Genomic DNA, 17175 nt, shown 5'->3' on the forward strand with positions numbered 1-17175 from the left:
CAATGTTTATTTTATTGGGATTCGCTCCTATTGCAGAACTAGTTTCGGAAGGTCAACTTTATGTAGCGTTACTTGTTGGGGGAGCTTATCAAATTTTATAAAGAATATTTTTAACGATGTGGTTTGTTCAACGTTATAAAATTAAATCGCTTTCAACAGGATTTGTTCAGCCCTTTAGCGAGTCATTTCGTGTTATATTCAATTAAAATATTTGCACCCTACTAATATTTAAAATTTCCATACATGTTTAAGAGTATCGCCTCCTTATTAAGAAATAGTAACCCACAAACTTAGATAACTGTTTTATAATATTATACACTTATTTTTGTTAGAATTAAGAATTTTCAGTTAATAATAACTGGATTTTTACTTATTTTCATTACTTAAGAAGCATAAAAGTATTTACAAATTATTTCTATGCGCTATATTGATAAAAATCTCGTTTAACTGTTTTGTAGTTTGTCCCCAACGGTCAAGTTTCATGAAGAATCCCTCGAATCCTATGAAATTCATGTGCTTTTTGATTTCCTCTAATCGTATTATGTAAATTTGATAAATTTCAAACTATGGGTGAAGTCAGTTTCTCCCCTTTTCACCTTCAATATAAGAAAGTAAGTACAGATGGTCCCTCATTTAACTAAACATTCATTCTCATAAAAGATAAATTTTACGCAAAGATGATTTGTTTACCATCCCTCTCTCTTGAACCGAAAGCTGGGGCTTGGTACCGATCCTTATTTTCACAAGGTATTTAAAAAGAATTACGGTTGAGCCCCTGGAGCTTTTTATAAAGTATAGAAACGTGAAAATGCAGCTATAAAAATAAACAATCGCTTTAATTTGATGAATGTACTTCCTTGCTTTGATTATAATGAATTCACTTATTTTTTAGCCTGCCACTTCGGGGTTGATTCTTCCTTCCAATTAAAGCGAAAAAGCGTCCAACTTTAATGAAATAAAGTCGGACGCTTGGGCAGAACGAAACTTCTTCTTTCCTAAGCCCACTTTGCAGCAGGTTTATTTTATTACTTTTCACATGCAATTCCATCATTATCACGATCTAAATCATCATTATTTTTCATTGCTTCCTTATAGATTGTAGATGAAATTTTAGTGCCTTTAGACAATGGTTTATAAGTTACTTTTTTCGTTTTCTTACTAACTACCTTGTTTTTAGTTTTAGCAGACTTTGCAACACCTTTGGAATACTTCTTGTTAAACTCTGTGCAATTTTTATACGTTTTGGATGCAGCTTCTACCTCATCACCATTTCCTGTACCAACTGATATCCCTAAAACTAAACCAAATGACAATACTACACTTAATGATTTCTTCATTCAACTACCCCCTTAGAACTATAAATTCAACCTTTATTCTCCATCTAAAACCAAATTTTCGCAAATGTTTTTTCAAAAAAAATAGCCCCTAAAAAGGCTATATCAAACTATTACTTTTTCTAATGGTTGGAAACCTTGCGTTTAAACTTCATTTTGTACCAAAATTAATCATCGTACCTGAACAATCAATTACTTCAAAATTCAAGTTATCTAACACAACTACCTACATAATCTTGATAAATATCAAAGAATAGTATTAGACATTTCTTTAACTGAAAATTCACCGGTTTTAGTCAACGATTTAACCTGCGTAGGAATAACTTCCTTAGAATGTACATTAACTAACTTTACTTCTAAAACAGCAGGATTCTCAATAAAGATCTCAAAACCACTTCCAAATTCAAACATGTTTTCTTCTTTCACTCGGCCCACAAATGGGGACATGCTTTCCATTTACCTACATAGTATGGTATTGTCCAGGTGAATATGCATATACTCAAGGCATCAATGGTGGTACCGTTCCACCATATACATAATGAAGCAAAGGAGAAACACCACTCACTTTTAACCGTCATTTCAATCTCTATTGGTGGCTCTTACTGCTCTAGATTTTTCACCTTTATCAATTCTTAGCTATTTGATGGACCTTTCCATTGAATGGCTTCCTTTCTGGTTGCACGACAGGTTCCGGGTATATCGCATATATTCTATCGAGGTTAATATATTTGAGAAGACCTATTAGTCTTTATTTTTATCCTTATACTGGATTTAATTCATAAAAAACTGGATAGTAGAAAACTATCCAGAGTCATCAAAAATAATCCTCATAGTTCAATAAAATGGCCTTCATGGCTTGGCTTGAGTTTCCCTTTTCTTTAATCCTTTGCAGAAAGTCCATGAACAAAATCACCAGTAAATCCTCGACCCTCAACTCTTCATCCATCAAGTATGGGGAAATGTCATGTAGGAATACCTCACCCCGGTAAATCTCTGACTCTTTTATTCGAAGGGTGATCTCTGCTCGTTTTTCTTCTGAGGTCACCTCGATTTCTTCTTCCCTGTCGTTACCTGTTTTAATACCCTCTTTTCAATCATCGGTCGCTCCAGGAATTTTTTCTTGGAAGAAATCAAAAAAGGACAGAGCTGTTCATATTTGGCCCCCTTTTTCACTTGTTCCAGAAAATCGAAATATAAGAGGGCAATAAGGTGATACAAACTTAGATTTTGCGGAGCCTCTTCAAACAAATCCTTCATGTCTTCGACGAATACCTCCCCTCTTAAAAATTCATAATAGGGTACCTCGATTTGCAGATATCAATATTTTGGCAAGAAGTAATCAAAAAAACTCTTTTTTTCCTTTGTCCCATAAAACAGCTTGTTCGAAAGAAGGTTAAGTTGACTATAGGTTATGAACTTGTCACGACCTGTAAGTCAACGTTGAGTGCGTGCGGGTGGCAGATGCTCTGAGACCCGGAGATGTAACAGCATCTCGTCCCCCGTACCTCGCCCTCGCCCATTCCGACGAAGGTGACCTGGTGCGTTTCATAATTCACTATGATTCCTGTTCCCTCGAAAAATTCAGCGGGGCTTGACACCAGGGCTGGAATGTCCTCGTCTGTTATGTCGTAGTGCCACAGGGGCACATCCTCAGCCATAGCTCTCTGAACTCCCGGCCCCGCTAGCTGGCGCACGTTCTTCGGGCTTGGTCTCGTATCTTTGTGGTCAAACATGTGATCACTCCTTTAAAGACTCTGGGGCCATATGACATTGATATTTTCCCCTTGTTATATACTTTCCCAGAAACAAGAGAAAGCAGGAGGCGATAAATAATCCGCCTCCTCCCCTGCTCAGAGATTGTAATGTTTTCGGGCATAAAAACCCCCTTAATTTATATTTTGATCATTTTGGATGTTCCCAGTGACATACTAATTCAGAACCCACCTTTACGCACACCTCCCTACCATTTAATGGAGATGATGAAACAAAAATATCCGCTTTTAAATGGACTTCTTCTTTTATAAAATATATATCCTAGACGTCTATCTATCGGATAGGCGTTTTTTTGTTTGTGTTCTTTGCTTCACCAGTAGATAGTGGGTTAACATACCTCTGCATTATGGGATGACGTCAGGGAAATCCGTTTTACAATATAAGCATTTTGATAACACGTCTTATGAGACATTATGAAATCCTAATTTCACAGTATACTTGATAAGGAGTCTAAACCGTAAATCTACAAATGACTAAAAAGGAAATTAAACATATAAAACCAATACATTATAAACATATTACTTCAACATTTCTTTTCTATAATTATAGCTGTATACATATTTTAGATTGGAGATGGAGAACATGAACAAAAAATTATTAGCAGGTGCGGGGGTAGCGTTTACGTTGTTATTTAGCCCACTAAGTCAAGCTTTTGCATCAGAAACAATAACAATAGGAGACTTAAGAAAGGTTGATAATGTTGCCCATCGTGGTGCATCGGCATATGCACCTGAAAATACGATTGCTGCTTATGATAAAGCAATAAAAATGAAGGCAGATTATATTGAAATTGATGTTCAAAGAAGCAAGGATGGAGAATTAGTACTTATCCATGATACGACAGTTGATCGAACAACGGATGGATCAGGAAAAGTTGGTGATTTCACATTTGAAGAACTAAGAAGCCTTGATGCAGGCAGCTGGAAAGGTGAGAAATTTGCTAGTGAACAAATCCCAACATTTGATGAGATTCTTGATCGTTACCACGGGAAAATTGGAATATTAGTAGAATTAAAGGCTCCAGAGCTATATCCTGGGATTGAAGAAAGTGTAGCTGAAGAATTAAAAGAACGAAATCTTGATAAACCACAAAATGAAAAAATCATTCTCCAATCATTTAACCATAAATCAATGGAAAAAATGAATGATCTCGTTCCTAAAGTTCCAATCGGTGTGTTAACATCTTCAAGAGCTGACACAACAGAACAAGCCTTACAGGAATTTTCAACATATGCTGACTATTTTAATCCAAGCTATGGAATTGTTACTAAAGAATTAGTGAATCAAGTTCACTCACTTGATATGAAAATTGGATCATGGACAGTACGTAGTCAAGAGGCAGCAGATTTCCTATTAGATATGGGAGTTGACGCAATTATTACGGATTATCCAGATTATGTAGATCCAAGAAACTAATATTTTTGTATAGTTATTAGAAAAAAGGTCGATTTCTACAGGAGATTGATTTTTTTTTTGGGGTTGAAACCTTCTTAACGTTTCATTGGTTGGATTAAGATGACGTCGTATTAAAAAACGAATTCATCCGATGCTTGGATTAAAGTCCTTACGGACTCCAAACGAATTATTGCGGGAATAGAGGCTATGCACATGATCAAAAAAGGACAGACTCTCCAAAGGGAGAAGTCTGTCCAAAATCAAAAAGAATTCATCCATCAATTGTTTGGACTAGTTCCTTACGACCAAGGGTCACTAGAAATCTTTCGCTTATTTATATTTTCTTCAAGTATTTGCACCAGAACCAGAACCAGATTCACAGCTAATAACCATTGCTTTCTACAATATTTTCCTTAGTGTATGTTTTCCGCGTTTTGCTGGTAGGACCACTGACGCTACCCCTATAAGTGAATAAAAATCCGATTTTGATGAATCTATTTCAAAATTGGGAATTTTTTATTTATGGAATCAACCAAGATTCCTATATTTCTAGTTCTATCTTGTCATAAAAACGCCCACAGTCGTTGCATCCATGGTATATCAGTATGTCAAGTTTCATAGATTTCTTGCACCAGAACCCTTTTCTAGAAGCCCCTCAGAAAACGAAACAATATTATCGAACTTTTATTTCTATGCCTTCCATTTGCGCTAATGAAGGAAGGCTTTCCCAATCGCCTTTTCCTTGAATAATATATGCCCCCATCTTATTACCTCGTTCAAGTGCCTTTTCAAGGTTATTAGCATCCAGTCCGTCAACGCCAATAGAAAGAAATCCAGCTGCATAAGCATCCCCTGCACCAACTGTATCAACTACTTTTTCTACTTTTTCCCCCGATACTTTAACTGTTGTACCATCCTTTAACATACCAAGTGAGCCTTCAGAACCGAGTTTCATTGCTACAACTTGCGGTCCAAGCTGAAGAGCTTTTCTTGCTAGATTTTCAGGATTTCCCTTTCCAAGTAGAAACTCTGCCTCGTCTATTCCCGGCATAAATATATCACACAAAGAAATTAATTCTACAAGCGCTTTTTTAGCCTTTTCTTCATTCCATAATTTAAAACGCATATTCGGGTCAAAAGAGACTGTTAACCCTAAAGATTTTGCCATTTTCATACACGCAATAGTAAAATCTAACGTTTTCTCTCCAAGAGCTGGAGTTATACCGGTCATGTGTAAATGACCGGCATCTTCGAACCAATGTTCTTGAACATGTTCCGGCCCCCACTTACTTGAAGGAGAACCTTTCCTATAATAGTAGACACTTGGTTCTCCTACTTTATAAATTTCCTTAAAATATATGGAAGTAGGGTTGACCTCATCTCGTTCTACCTTTGAGATATCAACATTTTCCCCCGCTAGTGTAGCCTTAATCACATCGCCAAATGGATCTTTTCCTAAACACCCAATCCAACGTGCTTGCTTTCCAAGACGGGTAAGGCCAATTGCTACATTCGATTCTGCTCCTCCGATGGTTTTTGAATACAAAGATGAATACATTAATGGCTTTTCCTCTAATGGTTGAAAAAGGAGCATCGTTTCTCCAATTGTTACTACATCCATTATAATCTACTACTTTCTTGATTTACTGCTGTTACGTATTTTCTTGCAAGGTTGGTTAAGTCATCAAAACAATTCTCTTCAATCAACTTTTTATCTACAAGGCTGCTGCCAAGACCAACTCCAAGAACACCAGCTTCAAGAAAAGTTTTAATGTTTTGAAGATTGACTCCACCCGTCGCAATAATCGGAATAGAGTCTAGTGGACCTTTAACATCCTTGATATAATCGATGCCAAGTAGTCCAGCAGGGAATAATTTAACAGCTTCTGCTCCGGCTTCCCAAGCCCGGACCATTTCGGAGGGAGTCATCACTCCCGGCCAAATAACAACTCCTTGATCGATACTGTAAGAAACAACTTCCTCATCTAGATTAGGAGTAATTAAGAAATCCGCCCCTGCAGAAATCGCTTCTTTGGCCATTTGTAAATTTAAAACGGTTCCTGCGCCGATTATCATTTTATTACTAAATAGGCTCTTCCAGCGGTTGATAGCTTGTAATGCCCCTTCACTGTTCATTGTAACTTCAATTAGCTTAATGCCACCTCGGTTCAATGCTATTGCTGTTTCATCAAGCTTTTTTTCAGGAACATTGCGAAGAATCGCAATTATTTTTTCTTTATTTAACGCTTCTAGTATAGACATCCAAACACTCCCAACATTTCGATAAATGTGATTTGGTACACTCACTAACTAGCATTATTCAATCTCAACAATCATTTCAATTTCAACTGGAGTATTAAAAGGCAATTCATTAGATGAAATGGCAGAACGTGCGTGTTTTCCTTTTTCACCAAATACTTCTTCTAATAATTCTGAAGCCCCATTAATTACATATGGTTGTTCAACAAAACCATCAGCAGAGTTAACAAAAGCTAACAACTTTACAACTTGCTTAATCCGATTAAGATCCCCAATATGTTCTTTTAGTACAGCCAAGAGATTTATCATAACTTGACGTGAAGCTTCATACCCCTGTTCAACAGTAAGATCACTTCCTACTTTACCCTCATACATTAACTTTCCATTAATTCGGCAATCTGCACCAGAAGTGTATACAAGATTTCCAACGGTTTTTGCTGGAACGTATACAGCCGCAGGTGATGGAGCTTTTCCTAATTCAATTCCTAGTTCTTTCAGTTTTTTTTCAATGTTAGTCATAATCGTATCTCCTCTTTATTAATTTAATGTTTACAACATGAACATGAATCTAACAATCGCGTTCGAGTGGATCGAACCATTTGACCGTTTGATGAAAAAAGATTCCTTTTATGATCAATTGTTTTGATTCCATTTACAATAACGTAAGAAATTCCCTCAGGATATTGTATTGGATCCTGATAATTTGATATATCTTTTATTTTTTTGTAGTCAAAAACAGTGAGATCTGCATGATAGCCGGGAGATAGTAACCCTCTTTTTCCTAATGAGAATCGTTGCACCGGAAATGAAGTTACCTTTCGGACAGCTTCTTCCAATGATAATACCTTGTCTTCGCGTACATATTTAGCAAAAAGCCTTGGAAATGTTCCAAACGTACGTGGATGAGGTTTACCAGTTTCACAACCTAGACTATCAGATATAATGAGTGATTTATCCCACTTAATGACTTGCTCCACATCTGAACTTGACATATGATAATAAACAATTCCGATATTCCCACCTTCTTCAAGAAGTAAATCAAGGGTTGTATCAATTGGATCTTTGCCTAATTCCATACTAATATCTAAGATGCTGCGTCCCTCAAATTGTTTATTAATAGAAATAGATGAAACAATCACATTCTGCCATCCTGTCGATACTACTAAGTTATCCCAATCTTTTTGTTCCTCACTTACTTCTTTTTTAATTCGTTCACGAGTAGAAGCATTACGAATGCGGTCTAAACAGTCAGAAATACCACCTTCAAGTGACCATGGTGGAAGTAAGGTTGTAAGTGTAGTTGAACCGGCATCATATGGATAAACATCACAAGTTATATCCATACCTCTTGCACGTGCATCTTCAATAAGATCAATAGCCTTCATGACATCACCCCAGTTTCGTTTACCAGCAGCTTTAAGGTGACTAACATGTAAAGAAACTCCACTTTTCTCCGCAATCCAAATGACTTCCTTGACTGAAGGAATTAAGTTATTCCCTTCTCCACGAATATGTGTGGACAGTAGTCCATTGTATTTAGGTAAAACACTACACAACTCTACTATCTCCTCTTTAGCAGCATATCTACCAGGAGAATAGAGTAAACCGATCGATAAACCAATAGCACCTGCTTTCATCCCCTCCTCAAGCAAATATTTCATCGCTTCCATTTCCTTTTTTGTGGCTGGTCTGTTATCAAACCCCATGACAGCAATACGTAAAGCACCATGTGCTACATAGGTAGACACATTTTCTGAAAGATTTGCTTTTGACAATACGTCAATATATTCTTCTACTGTTTCCCATGGCCATGACCACGGCGTATCTCCAATTACCGGCTCAATATACTCTTTCAACAGCTTTTCGCGTTTTTTTATAAATGGAGCTGGAGCTAACCCACAATTTCCTACAACCTCTGTAGTCACTCCTTGTTGCAACTTAATATCGTAATTGGAATCTTTAAGCACAAGCAAGTCCGAATGAGAATGCCCATCAATGAATCCAGGGGTAACAATCTGGCCTCTTGCATCAATTACGTCCTTACTTTCTACATCTACAGTTCCAACATGTGTGATGATACCATCTTTTACGCCCACACTTCCAAAGAACCATGGATTTCCGGTTCCATCTATGATACGGCCGTTTTTAATCACAAGATCAAGCATTTATTTCTCCCCCTTTATTGTAATTTGCCGCGTGCCAATACCTCGTATCTTTCACAATCACCATATTGATCTATTATTGTTACTTCATTATGGAGATTGACAGTACTACAAATATGATTAGGGATAATCTGAAGCACATCACCTACACGTATATTCGCATCTCCTTCGATGTGTAGCATCCCATGTTCTTCTGTCACCCTTTCAAGAGTGACATTAGGATGCCCAACAATTTTGCCAAATCCTTTTAAGAGTAAAGGTGGCTGATTAGGCTGCACATCTGTTGCAAAGGTTTTACTTCCTCCATCAATAATCGCTAAATCGTGAGACGGCCTGCTTACAACCGTTACATGAACGGTTGCTGCACATTCTTCCTCGGCACAGCTTCCGTATTTTTCCTGCATTGCATCATAAAAGATGTAGGTCCCCGGTCTAATTTCTGTGACCCCGGCGACTTCTGCTGCAAATTCAGATGTAGGAGTAGATCCTACACTTACGTCACGAATATCGATGCCTTCATGTCTCATTTGTTTTGCTAAGTTCACCATTACTTGGCCTTCCTCTATGCCAGCTTCTTTAAGCTGAAGAGTCGTTTTTCCATTTAATACCGGTCCTCTAAACGTATAAATCCCTGTTAATTGAAGATTGGGGAGGACTATAATTTTTTTTGCAAGTTCTAGTGCCTCATTATAAATAACACCAGTTCTACGTAATCCCGTATCAACCTCTAATCGAACTTCTAATTTAATATTTGACAGAGAGGCAAACTTCGATAACAAGTTCGCTCCTTGTAAACTATCTATTGCTACAATAAGGCGAATACGCTTACTTAATTCAATAGCTTTTATAATCTTTTTTTCAGTTACTAAAGGATAGGCGATAAAAATATCATTAATTCCATAATCAGCCATTACCTCAGCCTCTGATACTTTTGCCACCGTAATTCCTACCGCTCCGGCATTGAGTTGCTCTTTTGCTATGTAAGGAATTTTATGTGTTTTGATATGAGGCCGTAAGCTAACTTTATTACTACTCGATACATCAGCCATTTTCTTAATATTATTCATAAGTTTAGACCGATCAATAATTATTGTTGGTGTATCCACTGTAAGTCCCCCTATAATACCCGGAATTTTCAGACAAAAAAACTAATAATAAAACATAAAACAAATCCAACACAACCAATTATAGTTTCTGTTACGGTCCATGACATTAATGTTTGCTTTTCTGTCAATCCAAAGTATTTACCCACCATCCAGAATGCTCCATCGTTGAAGTGAGATAATACTGTTGCACCCGAAGCAATCGTAACCACGATTAATGCTAACATTGGTTGAGATAAGTCAATTTGTTGAATAGCTGGCAACATTAAACTTGACGTAGTGACCATGGTAACTGTTGCAGAACCTAAAGCAACTCTAATAGCAGCAGAAATTAGAAAAGCCGTAATGATAAGTGAACCTCCTCCAAAATCCGACATCACATCTCCTATAATCTTACTTGTACCCGTATCAATGAGTATCTGTTTAAAAATACCACCAGCACCGATAATTAATAATATTCCTCCGATTGGTTCAAATGCTTTTGTAGTAATCGATTGGAGATCAGTATTTGAAAATCCTCTTTTCTTTCCAAGTACATATAGTGTCAATAATACTGCAATCGTCAACACAATAATTGGGCTTCCAAGAAACTGCAATGCGACGTATCCACCACTACCCTCAGCAAAGAATAGATCAGCAAATGTACCTGATAACATTAAAACAAGAGGAAGCAAAACAAGACAGATTATCAACCAAAACCCTGGCAATTCTTTATTGTTATCAAACTTAGGTATTTCAACATTTTCAGGAAGTAAAACTGGGATCTTTTTTGAAATAAACCTACCATAAAACACCCCAGCAACAATAGCAGCAGGCAAACCAGTTAGAAATCCGAATAGTATTACCCAACCTGTATCAGCTCCTAATATGGCAATCGTCGACACTGGTCCCGGATGTGGAGGAAAAAAACTTTGAGTCACTGCTAAGCCGGATAAAAGTGGGAGTCCAAAATACAATATAGGTTTATTGGTTCGTCTAACAACTGAATACAATAAGGGAATAAGTACTACAAAACCTACCGTAAAAAAGACTGGAATCCCCACGAGAAAACCTGATAAAACGAACGCCCAATTCAGCCTTTTTTCTCCAAACTTATCAATTAACGTTGAAGCGATTCGTTCTGCTCCCCCAGATACATTCAATATTTCACCGAACATCGCACCAAGACCGATAATTATTGATATTTGAGCAAGGGTTTCACCCATTCCTTTTTGTACAGATTCGACCACTTTAATTGGGTCAACACCTGCAAATAATCCAAGAAGTACACTAACAATCAATAACACGAGGAAAGGCTGCATCTTTTTTACCATTACTAAATAGAGTAGAACAAAAATTGCTAGGACAAATAGTAGAATAAGAGTTGATGATGACATAGTTACGTCTCCTTTATTTTCATATATATCCCGTCAACTTTAGATTAAGCTAGGGATAATAGGCATTGAGGTACCGGATAACGCTTTCATTTAACGATTGCACATTCTATGTATTTGATGGCGAAAACATATTGATTTTGCCTTCCTCGATATGTTTTCACAATATAATTTGTTCACATATACGAACATTGTTCGGTATTATGCTTAAAAAAATCTCGACTTCTCTATTAATTTTTAATGAAAAGTCGATCGTTTCTATATCCAAGTCGCTTTGAAATCCCTAAAGCTGTCTCAACTAAAAATTCAGAATATTTATCCTTTTCATCATCCTTCATCCTTGTCGCCAACCCGGCAACACTGATTGCGGCAACTGGACGGTTGGATTCATCATACACAGGTGCAGCTATACAAAAAACATCTTCTTCGTTTTCTCTATCATCAATGGAATAGCCTCTTTGACGAATTTGGTTCAAGTTTTCAATAAGACTATTATAACTTGTAATACTATTTGATGTTCTTTGGATAAATTCCGTATTGCCCATTAATTCTCTTACTTTGTCATCAGAATATCCCGCTAATATAGCCTTCCCTAAGCCGGTTCTATACATGGGATTACGATTCCCTAACGTTGCAGTGGTTCTAATCGAGGAAGGAGCTTCCACTTTGTCTAAATAAACAACTTCACCATCAGACTCAATGGCTAAAAATGCTGTTTCACCCGTTTTGGTCATCAATGTTTCCAGGTAAGGTCTAGCCTCTTTATGCAAATCTGTATTATATAGATAAGCCGCACCCACTTCGAATAATTTCAAACCTAATTTATAGGTCTTTAAGTGATCATCGACTTGAAGGAAACCTTTTTCAACCATCGTAGTTAAAATTTCAAAAGTACTGCTCTTAGGGACATTTAATTCACGACTAATTTCTGATACGGTTAATGGTTGATCCTCTCTGGACAACAAAACCAATATATCCATAACTCGTGATGCTGATTTATTTAATTTTACATTGCTCATAACTTACACCTCCCTTGTTCACATATACAAACATTGTTCGGAAATTTATTTATTTGTATTTAGGGTACACTTTTTAAAATACATTTGTCAATAAAAATTCTACAAAATTCCATTAGGATATTTAAAAGATCAGGAAAATATCGAATAGGCTCTAACCTAATTTTGCTACATGTGGAATTAAAGAACGTAAACCTCGTAAGTCCTTGTTTTCCCTCATACAAACCATGTTAAATTTATTTTGATTCACAGGGAGCTCCTGACCCTCAGTTATTTTTATTTAAGTGTACAAATGGAGAGCCAATCATAAACTTTAATTAATTAGCTCTCCTTTGTATGAAGATTTCAGTATCGGATCTTTCCGATGGCGAGTTCCTTCTTGGAAAGAGTAAGCTATTTTGATTAAAGTTGGTTCTGTAAATCCTTTGCCGAGTAGTACCTTTCCTATTGGCAGGTAGTAGTCACTGAACCCGCCGGAACCGAGAAGGCGGCTTAAGCGATTAACATTATAAGCTCCCTGATTTTCTCAATCACCTCTGGCAAAGCAGTCGAAATAAGATAGATAGGCACATCTAGCTCTTTTCTCATTCAAATGGACAATGATTTACCTCTTCTTCGCTCACATCCGGATGGAAACGCACGCCCCCTTTTGTAGGGCCTACAGCATCATTATGTTGGGGACGATAGCCCGTAAAGATTTTAACAGAACCGTCATCCATTTTGACAGGGATACGAACCGTCAGCATTCGAATAGGCTCCTTGGACTTGAATACATTGTCCTCTTAGCAGACATTATACCACCCCATTGTAGAATAAAAATTTCCAATCATACCTCTTGTTGTGGTTTCTTTATCTTTTAATACCCTCTCAATCAAAATCTTCTTATGAAATCACAAATGGGGATGCAAATCGAATCACCATATCATGCTTTTATTTACCTAACAATCCTTCTTCTTTTTATCTTTCTCTATGGTAGTGATAGATAAGGATGCCAAAAACACCCCGGAATCCGTGGATTGCAACTATATCACAGGGTGTTTGTTACATTGCAAATTCTTTATCTTAGTAGAGACGGATCTACATCTTTTGGTATTGGACAAATGTAGGCTTCTTCGCCAAGTCTTTCTTTTAGTTCACGTTTACATTTCTCAAGAAGTTCTGGATTTTTCATCACTTCAAGCGCCGTACCTGCTAAAACTTTTCCTTCTTGAAGCATCCCTTTATGAGCAATGGATGTAGCACCGATGGTTACAACTTGCCAAGTGTGTGTAGGTGTCCCTAATACCCAGCATGCCGTGCCAATTTGGGCTGTCGGTACGTTCCAGCTTACACCCCCAAGATCTGTTGAGCCTCCAAGGGGAGTATCGGCTAAATTATCGGAAATCGCTCTATCCTTTAAATATCCTGCTACCTCTTTTGGTAACTTGTTGATTTCATTGGCCTTATCTTCCTCAGTTAAAGTGGCATGAAGCTATTTTGCAAAGTGAATTTCCTCTTCATTTTAGAGTTAAGTGTCGAATTAGGAACCAGGTTGGAGCAGGCTTTATCGAAAACAATTTCTACTTCCGCCTCCGTCATAAGTGCTGCTCCTTTAGCGATGTTACATACCCTTTGGTGAATTTTTTCTTGAACTTGAGATGTTTTAGGCGCACGAATCAAATAAAGAACTTCCTCCTCCGCTTGAACAACATTTGGAGAGAAACCACCTGTGTTTGTAATTGCGTAATGGACTCTTGCATCCGAGATGGTATGCTCACGTAAGTAGTTAACACCCACGTTCATCAACTCCACTGCATCAAGCGAGCTTCTTCCCAAATGTGGTTGAACAGCAGCGTGGGCACTTTTCCCTTTTAAATTGGTAGTAAATTTGGTAATTAGCTAACGGTTCCTGGTAAAATTGTATTGGTTGCCACGGATGCCAACAGCAAAGTCTATTTCGGTAGAAGGATTACGTGAATTACTTCATGGGTTCCGTGCAAAATATTCTAAGGTAACCTATAAAATTCTTCAAAATGATTCAGCTCAACTTTGCCAATTAGTGTGAGAACGGATTGTATGAATAATGGCTGTAAATTTAATAGGTCGCTCGAGTTACGCGGATTTTACATTATTCCATCTTCATACAGAACCTTTTAACTTCATTGCTTCAACTAAAAAGCAGCCGTTTAATTGTGAATTTACACTTGTTGATATTCAAAATCACCCTCTGATATTACCAAGTACAGAAGGATTGGGAGTTCATTATATGATTATAGAAGCATTTTCAAAGGCTCAACTTCATCCGAACATTATTGCCGAGTGCTCTGATATCTCCCTTTCATTAGATTTAGTCGTATCTGATTTTGGAACAGCCATTGATCCAGAAACTGTAATTAAACAACATAAAAACTACAATATCCAAGCTTACAAAATTAAAGATACAGAGCTAACTGCTTCAACTGGGTTGATTTAGTGAAGAATCATTATCTATCAAAAACTGCTCAAAACTTTGCTAACCTTTTACCAGCACACATGAATGATTGAGTTTGGTTTTAAAAAAGTAAATTAGGGACAGTCATGACTGCCCCTAATTATTAAATCCAAAGAACCCTACTCGATGTTTTTATTGACTATAAAGTTAGCCCGCCATCTACAAGAACAATTGAACCGGTCATATAGCTTGCTTTATCTGATGCTAAGTAAGCAACCATTTCAGCGAGTTCTTTCGGATCAGCATAACGACCCATTCTCATATTGGAAACCTCTTCTGGAACGTATCCACCTTTTGCAAACTGAGCTTCAACACTTGTTGTTAATGCTGTTTTCACACCGCCAGGACAAAGTGCATTTATACGAATTCCCTTTTTCGCATATTCTAATGCAGCACCCTTGGTTAAACCTACAACCGCATGTTTGCTTGCAGAATATACAGCTACACTGTGTTCGGGACGAACACCTGCAGTAGAAGCAGTATTAATAATAGAGCCACTTCCTTGCTCCTCCATCACTTTTAACACATATTTCATTCCAAGGAAGACCCCTTTTACATTGATAGACATAATGCGGTCAAATTCGTATTCTTCTACTGAAGTGAAAGGTGCGAACTTTTGGATAACACCTGCATTGTTGAAAAATATATCAATACGTCCATATGTTTCGACAGCTTTATTTACATAACTTTGCACATCTTCAGTTTTCGAGACATCGGCCTGGACGAAGATGCCTTCTCCACCTTGTTCTTTCACAAGTTTTAACGTTTCTTCTCCTGTTTCCTGATTGAAATCGACTAATACAACTGTTGCACCGTTACTAGCAAGTTTCAAACTGCTTGCTCTTCCGATTCCACTTCCTGCACCAGTTATGACAGCAATTTTATTTGATAATTCCATGTTTAATTCCTCCCAGCTTATTCTTCTTACACCAATCATTTTATGGCTTGTTTAAAAATATTTATTGTATTATCTTACGAATAATAGTACATATTAACTTTAAAAATAGACCGAATTAAAAAAATTTGAATGGAGTTTATAGAATAGATGGATATAGCCATACAAGATTTACAATATATATGTGAGCTTATTTATAAAGTTCATAAAATACCTGTTTATTATGTCAATCAATTTGGTGAGATTGAATACGAATTTTCAAGTAAGGACTTACGGGATCATCCATATTACAGCCCGTTCAAAGAGCAGATAAGTGTGTATACTTATGAAGATAATCCAAAGGATTTTCCTATATTTTTCTCTAATTCAAATTTGAACTTTTTCTTTGTCAATCTAAAAAAAACGAATCTATTTTTAGGTACCATTATTTTAGGCCCTACCCTTGAGTCAGAAATATCTGATGAAATGATTAGCAAGATCATAGATGCTTTTAAAGGAAACCTTAATAAAAGGAAGCTCATTGAATACTATCAATCCATCCCCATTATTGATAGTCAACAATTCCTAACAATTAGTTTATTAGTTTATTATTTGATGTACCATAAAAAGCTTGATAAAACGATGGTCATCCAAAACAATGAAGCGTTGTCCCTTGATATGATTGAATTAGAGAACCCGGATCTTGAGCTTTCAAAAGGGAGAAGGAATTTCATTTTTCATTCCAATCTTTCATATGAACGGGTTTTGCTTGATTATGTAAAAAACGGACGGATAAATAAATTAAAGGATATCTTCGATTACTCTATTGTCGGTGAGGCGGAATTAGGATTATTATCGAAACGAAATCGCCTAAGAAGTGAAAAGAATTTAATGATAACTGGAATTGCTCTTGTTTGCAGAGCAGCTATTGAAGGTGGTTTAAATGATGAAACTGCCTTTACCTTAAGCGATTTCTATATTCAACAACTCGAGGATTTAGGAAGCTTAAAAGCAATATTGAAATTAACGGAAGAAGCCATAATAGATTTTACCAATCGTGTGCACCAATTAAATAAAGAAAAATATTCTGCAACAATAACAGCTTGTCAACATTATATTTATGACCATCTTTATGACGATATCACACTTGATTACCTTGCACAAATGTGTCGTTTAAGCCCAAATTACTTATCATCACTTTTTAAAAAAGAGGTTGGAAAACCAATTAGTGAATACATTCAACGGCAACGAGTTGACGAAGCAAAAAAGCTCTTACTTTTAACAAATTATTCGATTTCAGACATCGGCACATGGCTAAATTTCAACGACCAAAGTTATTTTATAAAAATCTTTAAAAAATACACAGGTTTAACCCCCAGGCAGTTTAGAAATGATCATTTTTCCGATCATAAATCG

General features: G+C 36.8%; 16 protein-coding genes and 3 pseudogenes. 4 read left to right on the forward strand and 15 right to left on the reverse strand.

Translation table 11 applies throughout. The features are described 5' to 3' along the window. Nucleotides 1-1025: 1025 nt before the first annotated feature. The 5 genes from N0M92_RS26725 to N0M92_RS26745 all read right to left on the reverse strand — a co-directional run bounded on the left by N0M92_RS26725 (nt 1026) and on the right by N0M92_RS26745 (nt 2992). Nucleotides 1026-1337 (reverse strand): excalibur calcium-binding domain-containing protein, encoded by a 312-nt coding sequence (locus N0M92_RS26725; RefSeq protein WP_260288659.1) that lies wholly within the window; start codon nt 1335-1337, stop codon nt 1026-1028. A gap of 243 nt (nt 1338-1580) precedes the next feature. Further along, the gene (locus N0M92_RS26730) at nt 1581-1760 is read right to left on the reverse strand and encodes a hypothetical protein (protein WP_260288660.1); all 180 of its coding nucleotides are present in this window, start codon (nt 1758-1760) and stop codon (nt 1581-1583) included. Between the two features lie 388 nt (nt 1761-2148). Then, complete coding sequence (locus tag N0M92_RS26735) at nt 2149-2379, reverse strand: hypothetical protein (protein ID WP_260288661.1); 231 nt, start codon at nt 2377-2379, stop codon at nt 2149-2151. Continuing rightward, nucleotides 2376-2591: a hypothetical protein gene (locus tag N0M92_RS26740; protein ID WP_260288662.1), complete on the reverse strand. Its 216-nt coding sequence runs from the start codon at nt 2589-2591 to the stop codon at nt 2376-2378. The genes N0M92_RS26735 and N0M92_RS26740 overlap by 4 nt, the downstream gene beginning before the upstream one ends. 152 nt (nt 2592-2743) lie before the next feature. Continuing rightward, nucleotides 2744-2992: a hypothetical protein gene (locus N0M92_RS26745; RefSeq protein ID WP_260288663.1), complete on the reverse strand. Its 249-nt coding sequence runs from the start codon at nt 2990-2992 to the stop codon at nt 2744-2746. Between the two features lie 697 nt (nt 2993-3689). On the opposite strand from N0M92_RS26745, the gene N0M92_RS26750 reads away from it, so the two are divergent. Continuing rightward, nucleotides 3690-4523, forward strand: coding sequence for a glycerophosphodiester phosphodiesterase (locus N0M92_RS26750; RefSeq protein WP_260288664.1), 834 nt, complete (start codon nt 3690-3692; stop codon nt 4521-4523). A gap of 103 nt (nt 4524-4626) precedes the next feature. Next, nucleotides 4627-4796 (forward strand): annotated as a pseudogene (locus N0M92_RS26755) (IS6 family transposase); the annotation flags it as partial. 379 nt (nt 4797-5175) lie between these two features. Here N0M92_RS26755 and N0M92_RS26760 read toward each other — a convergent pair. The 9 genes and pseudogenes from N0M92_RS26760 to N0M92_RS29555 all read right to left on the reverse strand — a co-directional run. Further along, on the reverse strand, nt 5176-6123 hold the full coding sequence (locus N0M92_RS26760; RefSeq protein ID WP_260288665.1) for a sugar kinase: 948 nt from the start codon (nt 6121-6123) through the stop codon (nt 5176-5178). Beyond that, on the reverse strand, nt 6123-6764 hold the full coding sequence (locus N0M92_RS26765; protein ID WP_260288666.1) for a bifunctional 4-hydroxy-2-oxoglutarate aldolase/2-dehydro-3-deoxy-phosphogluconate aldolase: 642 nt from the start codon (nt 6762-6764) through the stop codon (nt 6123-6125). The genes N0M92_RS26760 and N0M92_RS26765 overlap by 1 nt, the downstream gene beginning before the upstream one ends. 54 nt (nt 6765-6818) lie before the next feature. Next, nucleotides 6819-7280, reverse strand: coding sequence for a RidA family protein (locus tag N0M92_RS26770; RefSeq protein WP_260288667.1), 462 nt, complete (start codon nt 7278-7280; stop codon nt 6819-6821). 23 nt (nt 7281-7303) lie between these two features. Beyond that, nucleotides 7304-8926 (reverse strand): N-acyl-D-amino-acid deacylase family protein, encoded by a 1623-nt coding sequence (locus tag N0M92_RS26775; protein WP_260288668.1) that lies wholly within the window; start codon nt 8924-8926, stop codon nt 7304-7306. A 14-nt stretch (nt 8927-8940) separates the two neighbouring features. After that, complete coding sequence (locus N0M92_RS26780; protein ID WP_260288669.1) at nt 8941-10029, reverse strand: alanine racemase; 1089 nt, start codon at nt 10027-10029, stop codon at nt 8941-8943. A gap of 29 nt (nt 10030-10058) precedes the next feature. Continuing rightward, nucleotides 10059-11402, reverse strand: coding sequence for a GntP family permease (locus N0M92_RS26785; protein WP_260288670.1), 1344 nt, complete (start codon nt 11400-11402; stop codon nt 10059-10061). Nucleotides 11403-11629: 227 nt separating this feature from the next. Then, a complete protein-coding gene (locus N0M92_RS26790; protein WP_260288671.1) occupies nt 11630-12418 on the reverse strand; it encodes an IclR family transcriptional regulator in 789 nt (262 codons plus the stop codon). Nucleotides 12419-13020: 602 nt separating this feature from the next. Further along, nucleotides 13021-13176: pseudogene (locus tag N0M92_RS26795) on the reverse strand (Glu/Leu/Phe/Val dehydrogenase dimerization domain-containing protein); the annotation flags it as partial. Nucleotides 13177-13472: 296 nt separating this feature from the next. Beyond that, nucleotides 13473-14300, reverse strand: a pseudogene (locus N0M92_RS29555) (peptidase dimerization domain-containing protein); the annotation flags it as partial. 177 nt (nt 14301-14477) lie between these two features. Here N0M92_RS29555 and N0M92_RS26805 point away from each other — a divergent pair. Continuing rightward, nucleotides 14478-14867, forward strand: a complete 390-nt coding sequence (locus N0M92_RS26805; protein ID WP_260288672.1) for a LysR family transcriptional regulator substrate-binding protein — start codon at nt 14478-14480, stop codon at nt 14865-14867. Nucleotides 14868-15024: 157 nt separating this feature from the next. On the opposite strand, the gene N0M92_RS26810 is transcribed toward N0M92_RS26805, so the two are convergent. Beyond that, a complete protein-coding gene (locus N0M92_RS26810; protein WP_260288673.1) occupies nt 15025-15783 on the reverse strand; it encodes an SDR family NAD(P)-dependent oxidoreductase in 759 nt (252 codons plus the stop codon). Nucleotides 15784-15930: 147 nt separating this feature from the next. Between N0M92_RS26810 and N0M92_RS26815 the strand changes: the two genes are divergently transcribed. Next, nucleotides 15931-17175, forward strand: a 1245-nt coding sequence (locus tag N0M92_RS26815; protein ID WP_260288674.1) for a helix-turn-helix domain-containing protein, incomplete at its 3' end; no start/stop codon positions are given.

This window comes from Peribacillus aracenensis (genome assembly GCF_025175645.1).
Lineage (GTDB): Bacteria > Bacillota > Bacilli > Bacillales > DSM-1321 > Peribacillus > Peribacillus aracenensis.

What these genes read in the sequence shown, in the direction of transcription:
- N0M92_RS26725 (WP_260288659.1), bottom strand. Translation starts at nt 1,337, where the DNA reads ATGAAGAAATCATTAAGTGTAGTATTGTCATTTGGTTTAGTTTTAGGG.
- N0M92_RS26740 (WP_260288662.1), bottom strand. Translation starts at nt 2,591, where the DNA reads ATGAAGGATTTGTTTGAAGAGGCTCCGCAAAATCTAAGTTTGTATCAC.
- N0M92_RS26745 (WP_260288663.1), bottom strand. Translation starts at nt 2,992, where the DNA reads ATGGCTGAGGATGTGCCCCTGTGGCACTACGACATAACAGACGAGGAC.
- N0M92_RS26750 (WP_260288664.1), top strand. Translation starts at nt 3,690, where the DNA reads ATGAACAAAAAATTATTAGCAGGTGCGGGGGTAGCGTTTACGTTGTTA.
- N0M92_RS26760 (WP_260288665.1), bottom strand. Translation starts at nt 6,123, where the DNA reads ATGGATGTAGTAACAATTGGAGAAACGATGCTCCTTTTTCAACCATTA.
- N0M92_RS26765 (WP_260288666.1), bottom strand. Translation starts at nt 6,764, where the DNA reads ATGTCTATACTAGAAGCGTTAAATAAAGAAAAAATAATTGCGATTCTT.
- N0M92_RS26770 (WP_260288667.1), bottom strand. Translation starts at nt 7,280, where the DNA reads ATGACTAACATTGAAAAAAAACTGAAAGAACTAGGAATTGAATTAGGA.
- N0M92_RS26775 (WP_260288668.1), bottom strand. Translation starts at nt 8,926, where the DNA reads ATGCTTGATCTTGTGATTAAAAACGGCCGTATCATAGATGGAACCGGA.
- N0M92_RS26785 (WP_260288670.1), bottom strand. Translation starts at nt 11,402, where the DNA reads ATGTCATCATCAACTCTTATTCTACTATTTGTCCTAGCAATTTTTGTT.
- N0M92_RS26790 (WP_260288671.1), bottom strand. Translation starts at nt 12,418, where the DNA reads ATGAGCAATGTAAAATTAAATAAATCAGCATCACGAGTTATGGATATA.
- N0M92_RS26805 (WP_260288672.1), top strand. Translation starts at nt 14,478, where the DNA reads ATGGCTGTAAATTTAATAGGTCGCTCGAGTTACGCGGATTTTACATTA.
- N0M92_RS26810 (WP_260288673.1), bottom strand. Translation starts at nt 15,783, where the DNA reads ATGGAATTATCAAATAAAATTGCTGTCATAACTGGTGCAGGAAGTGGA.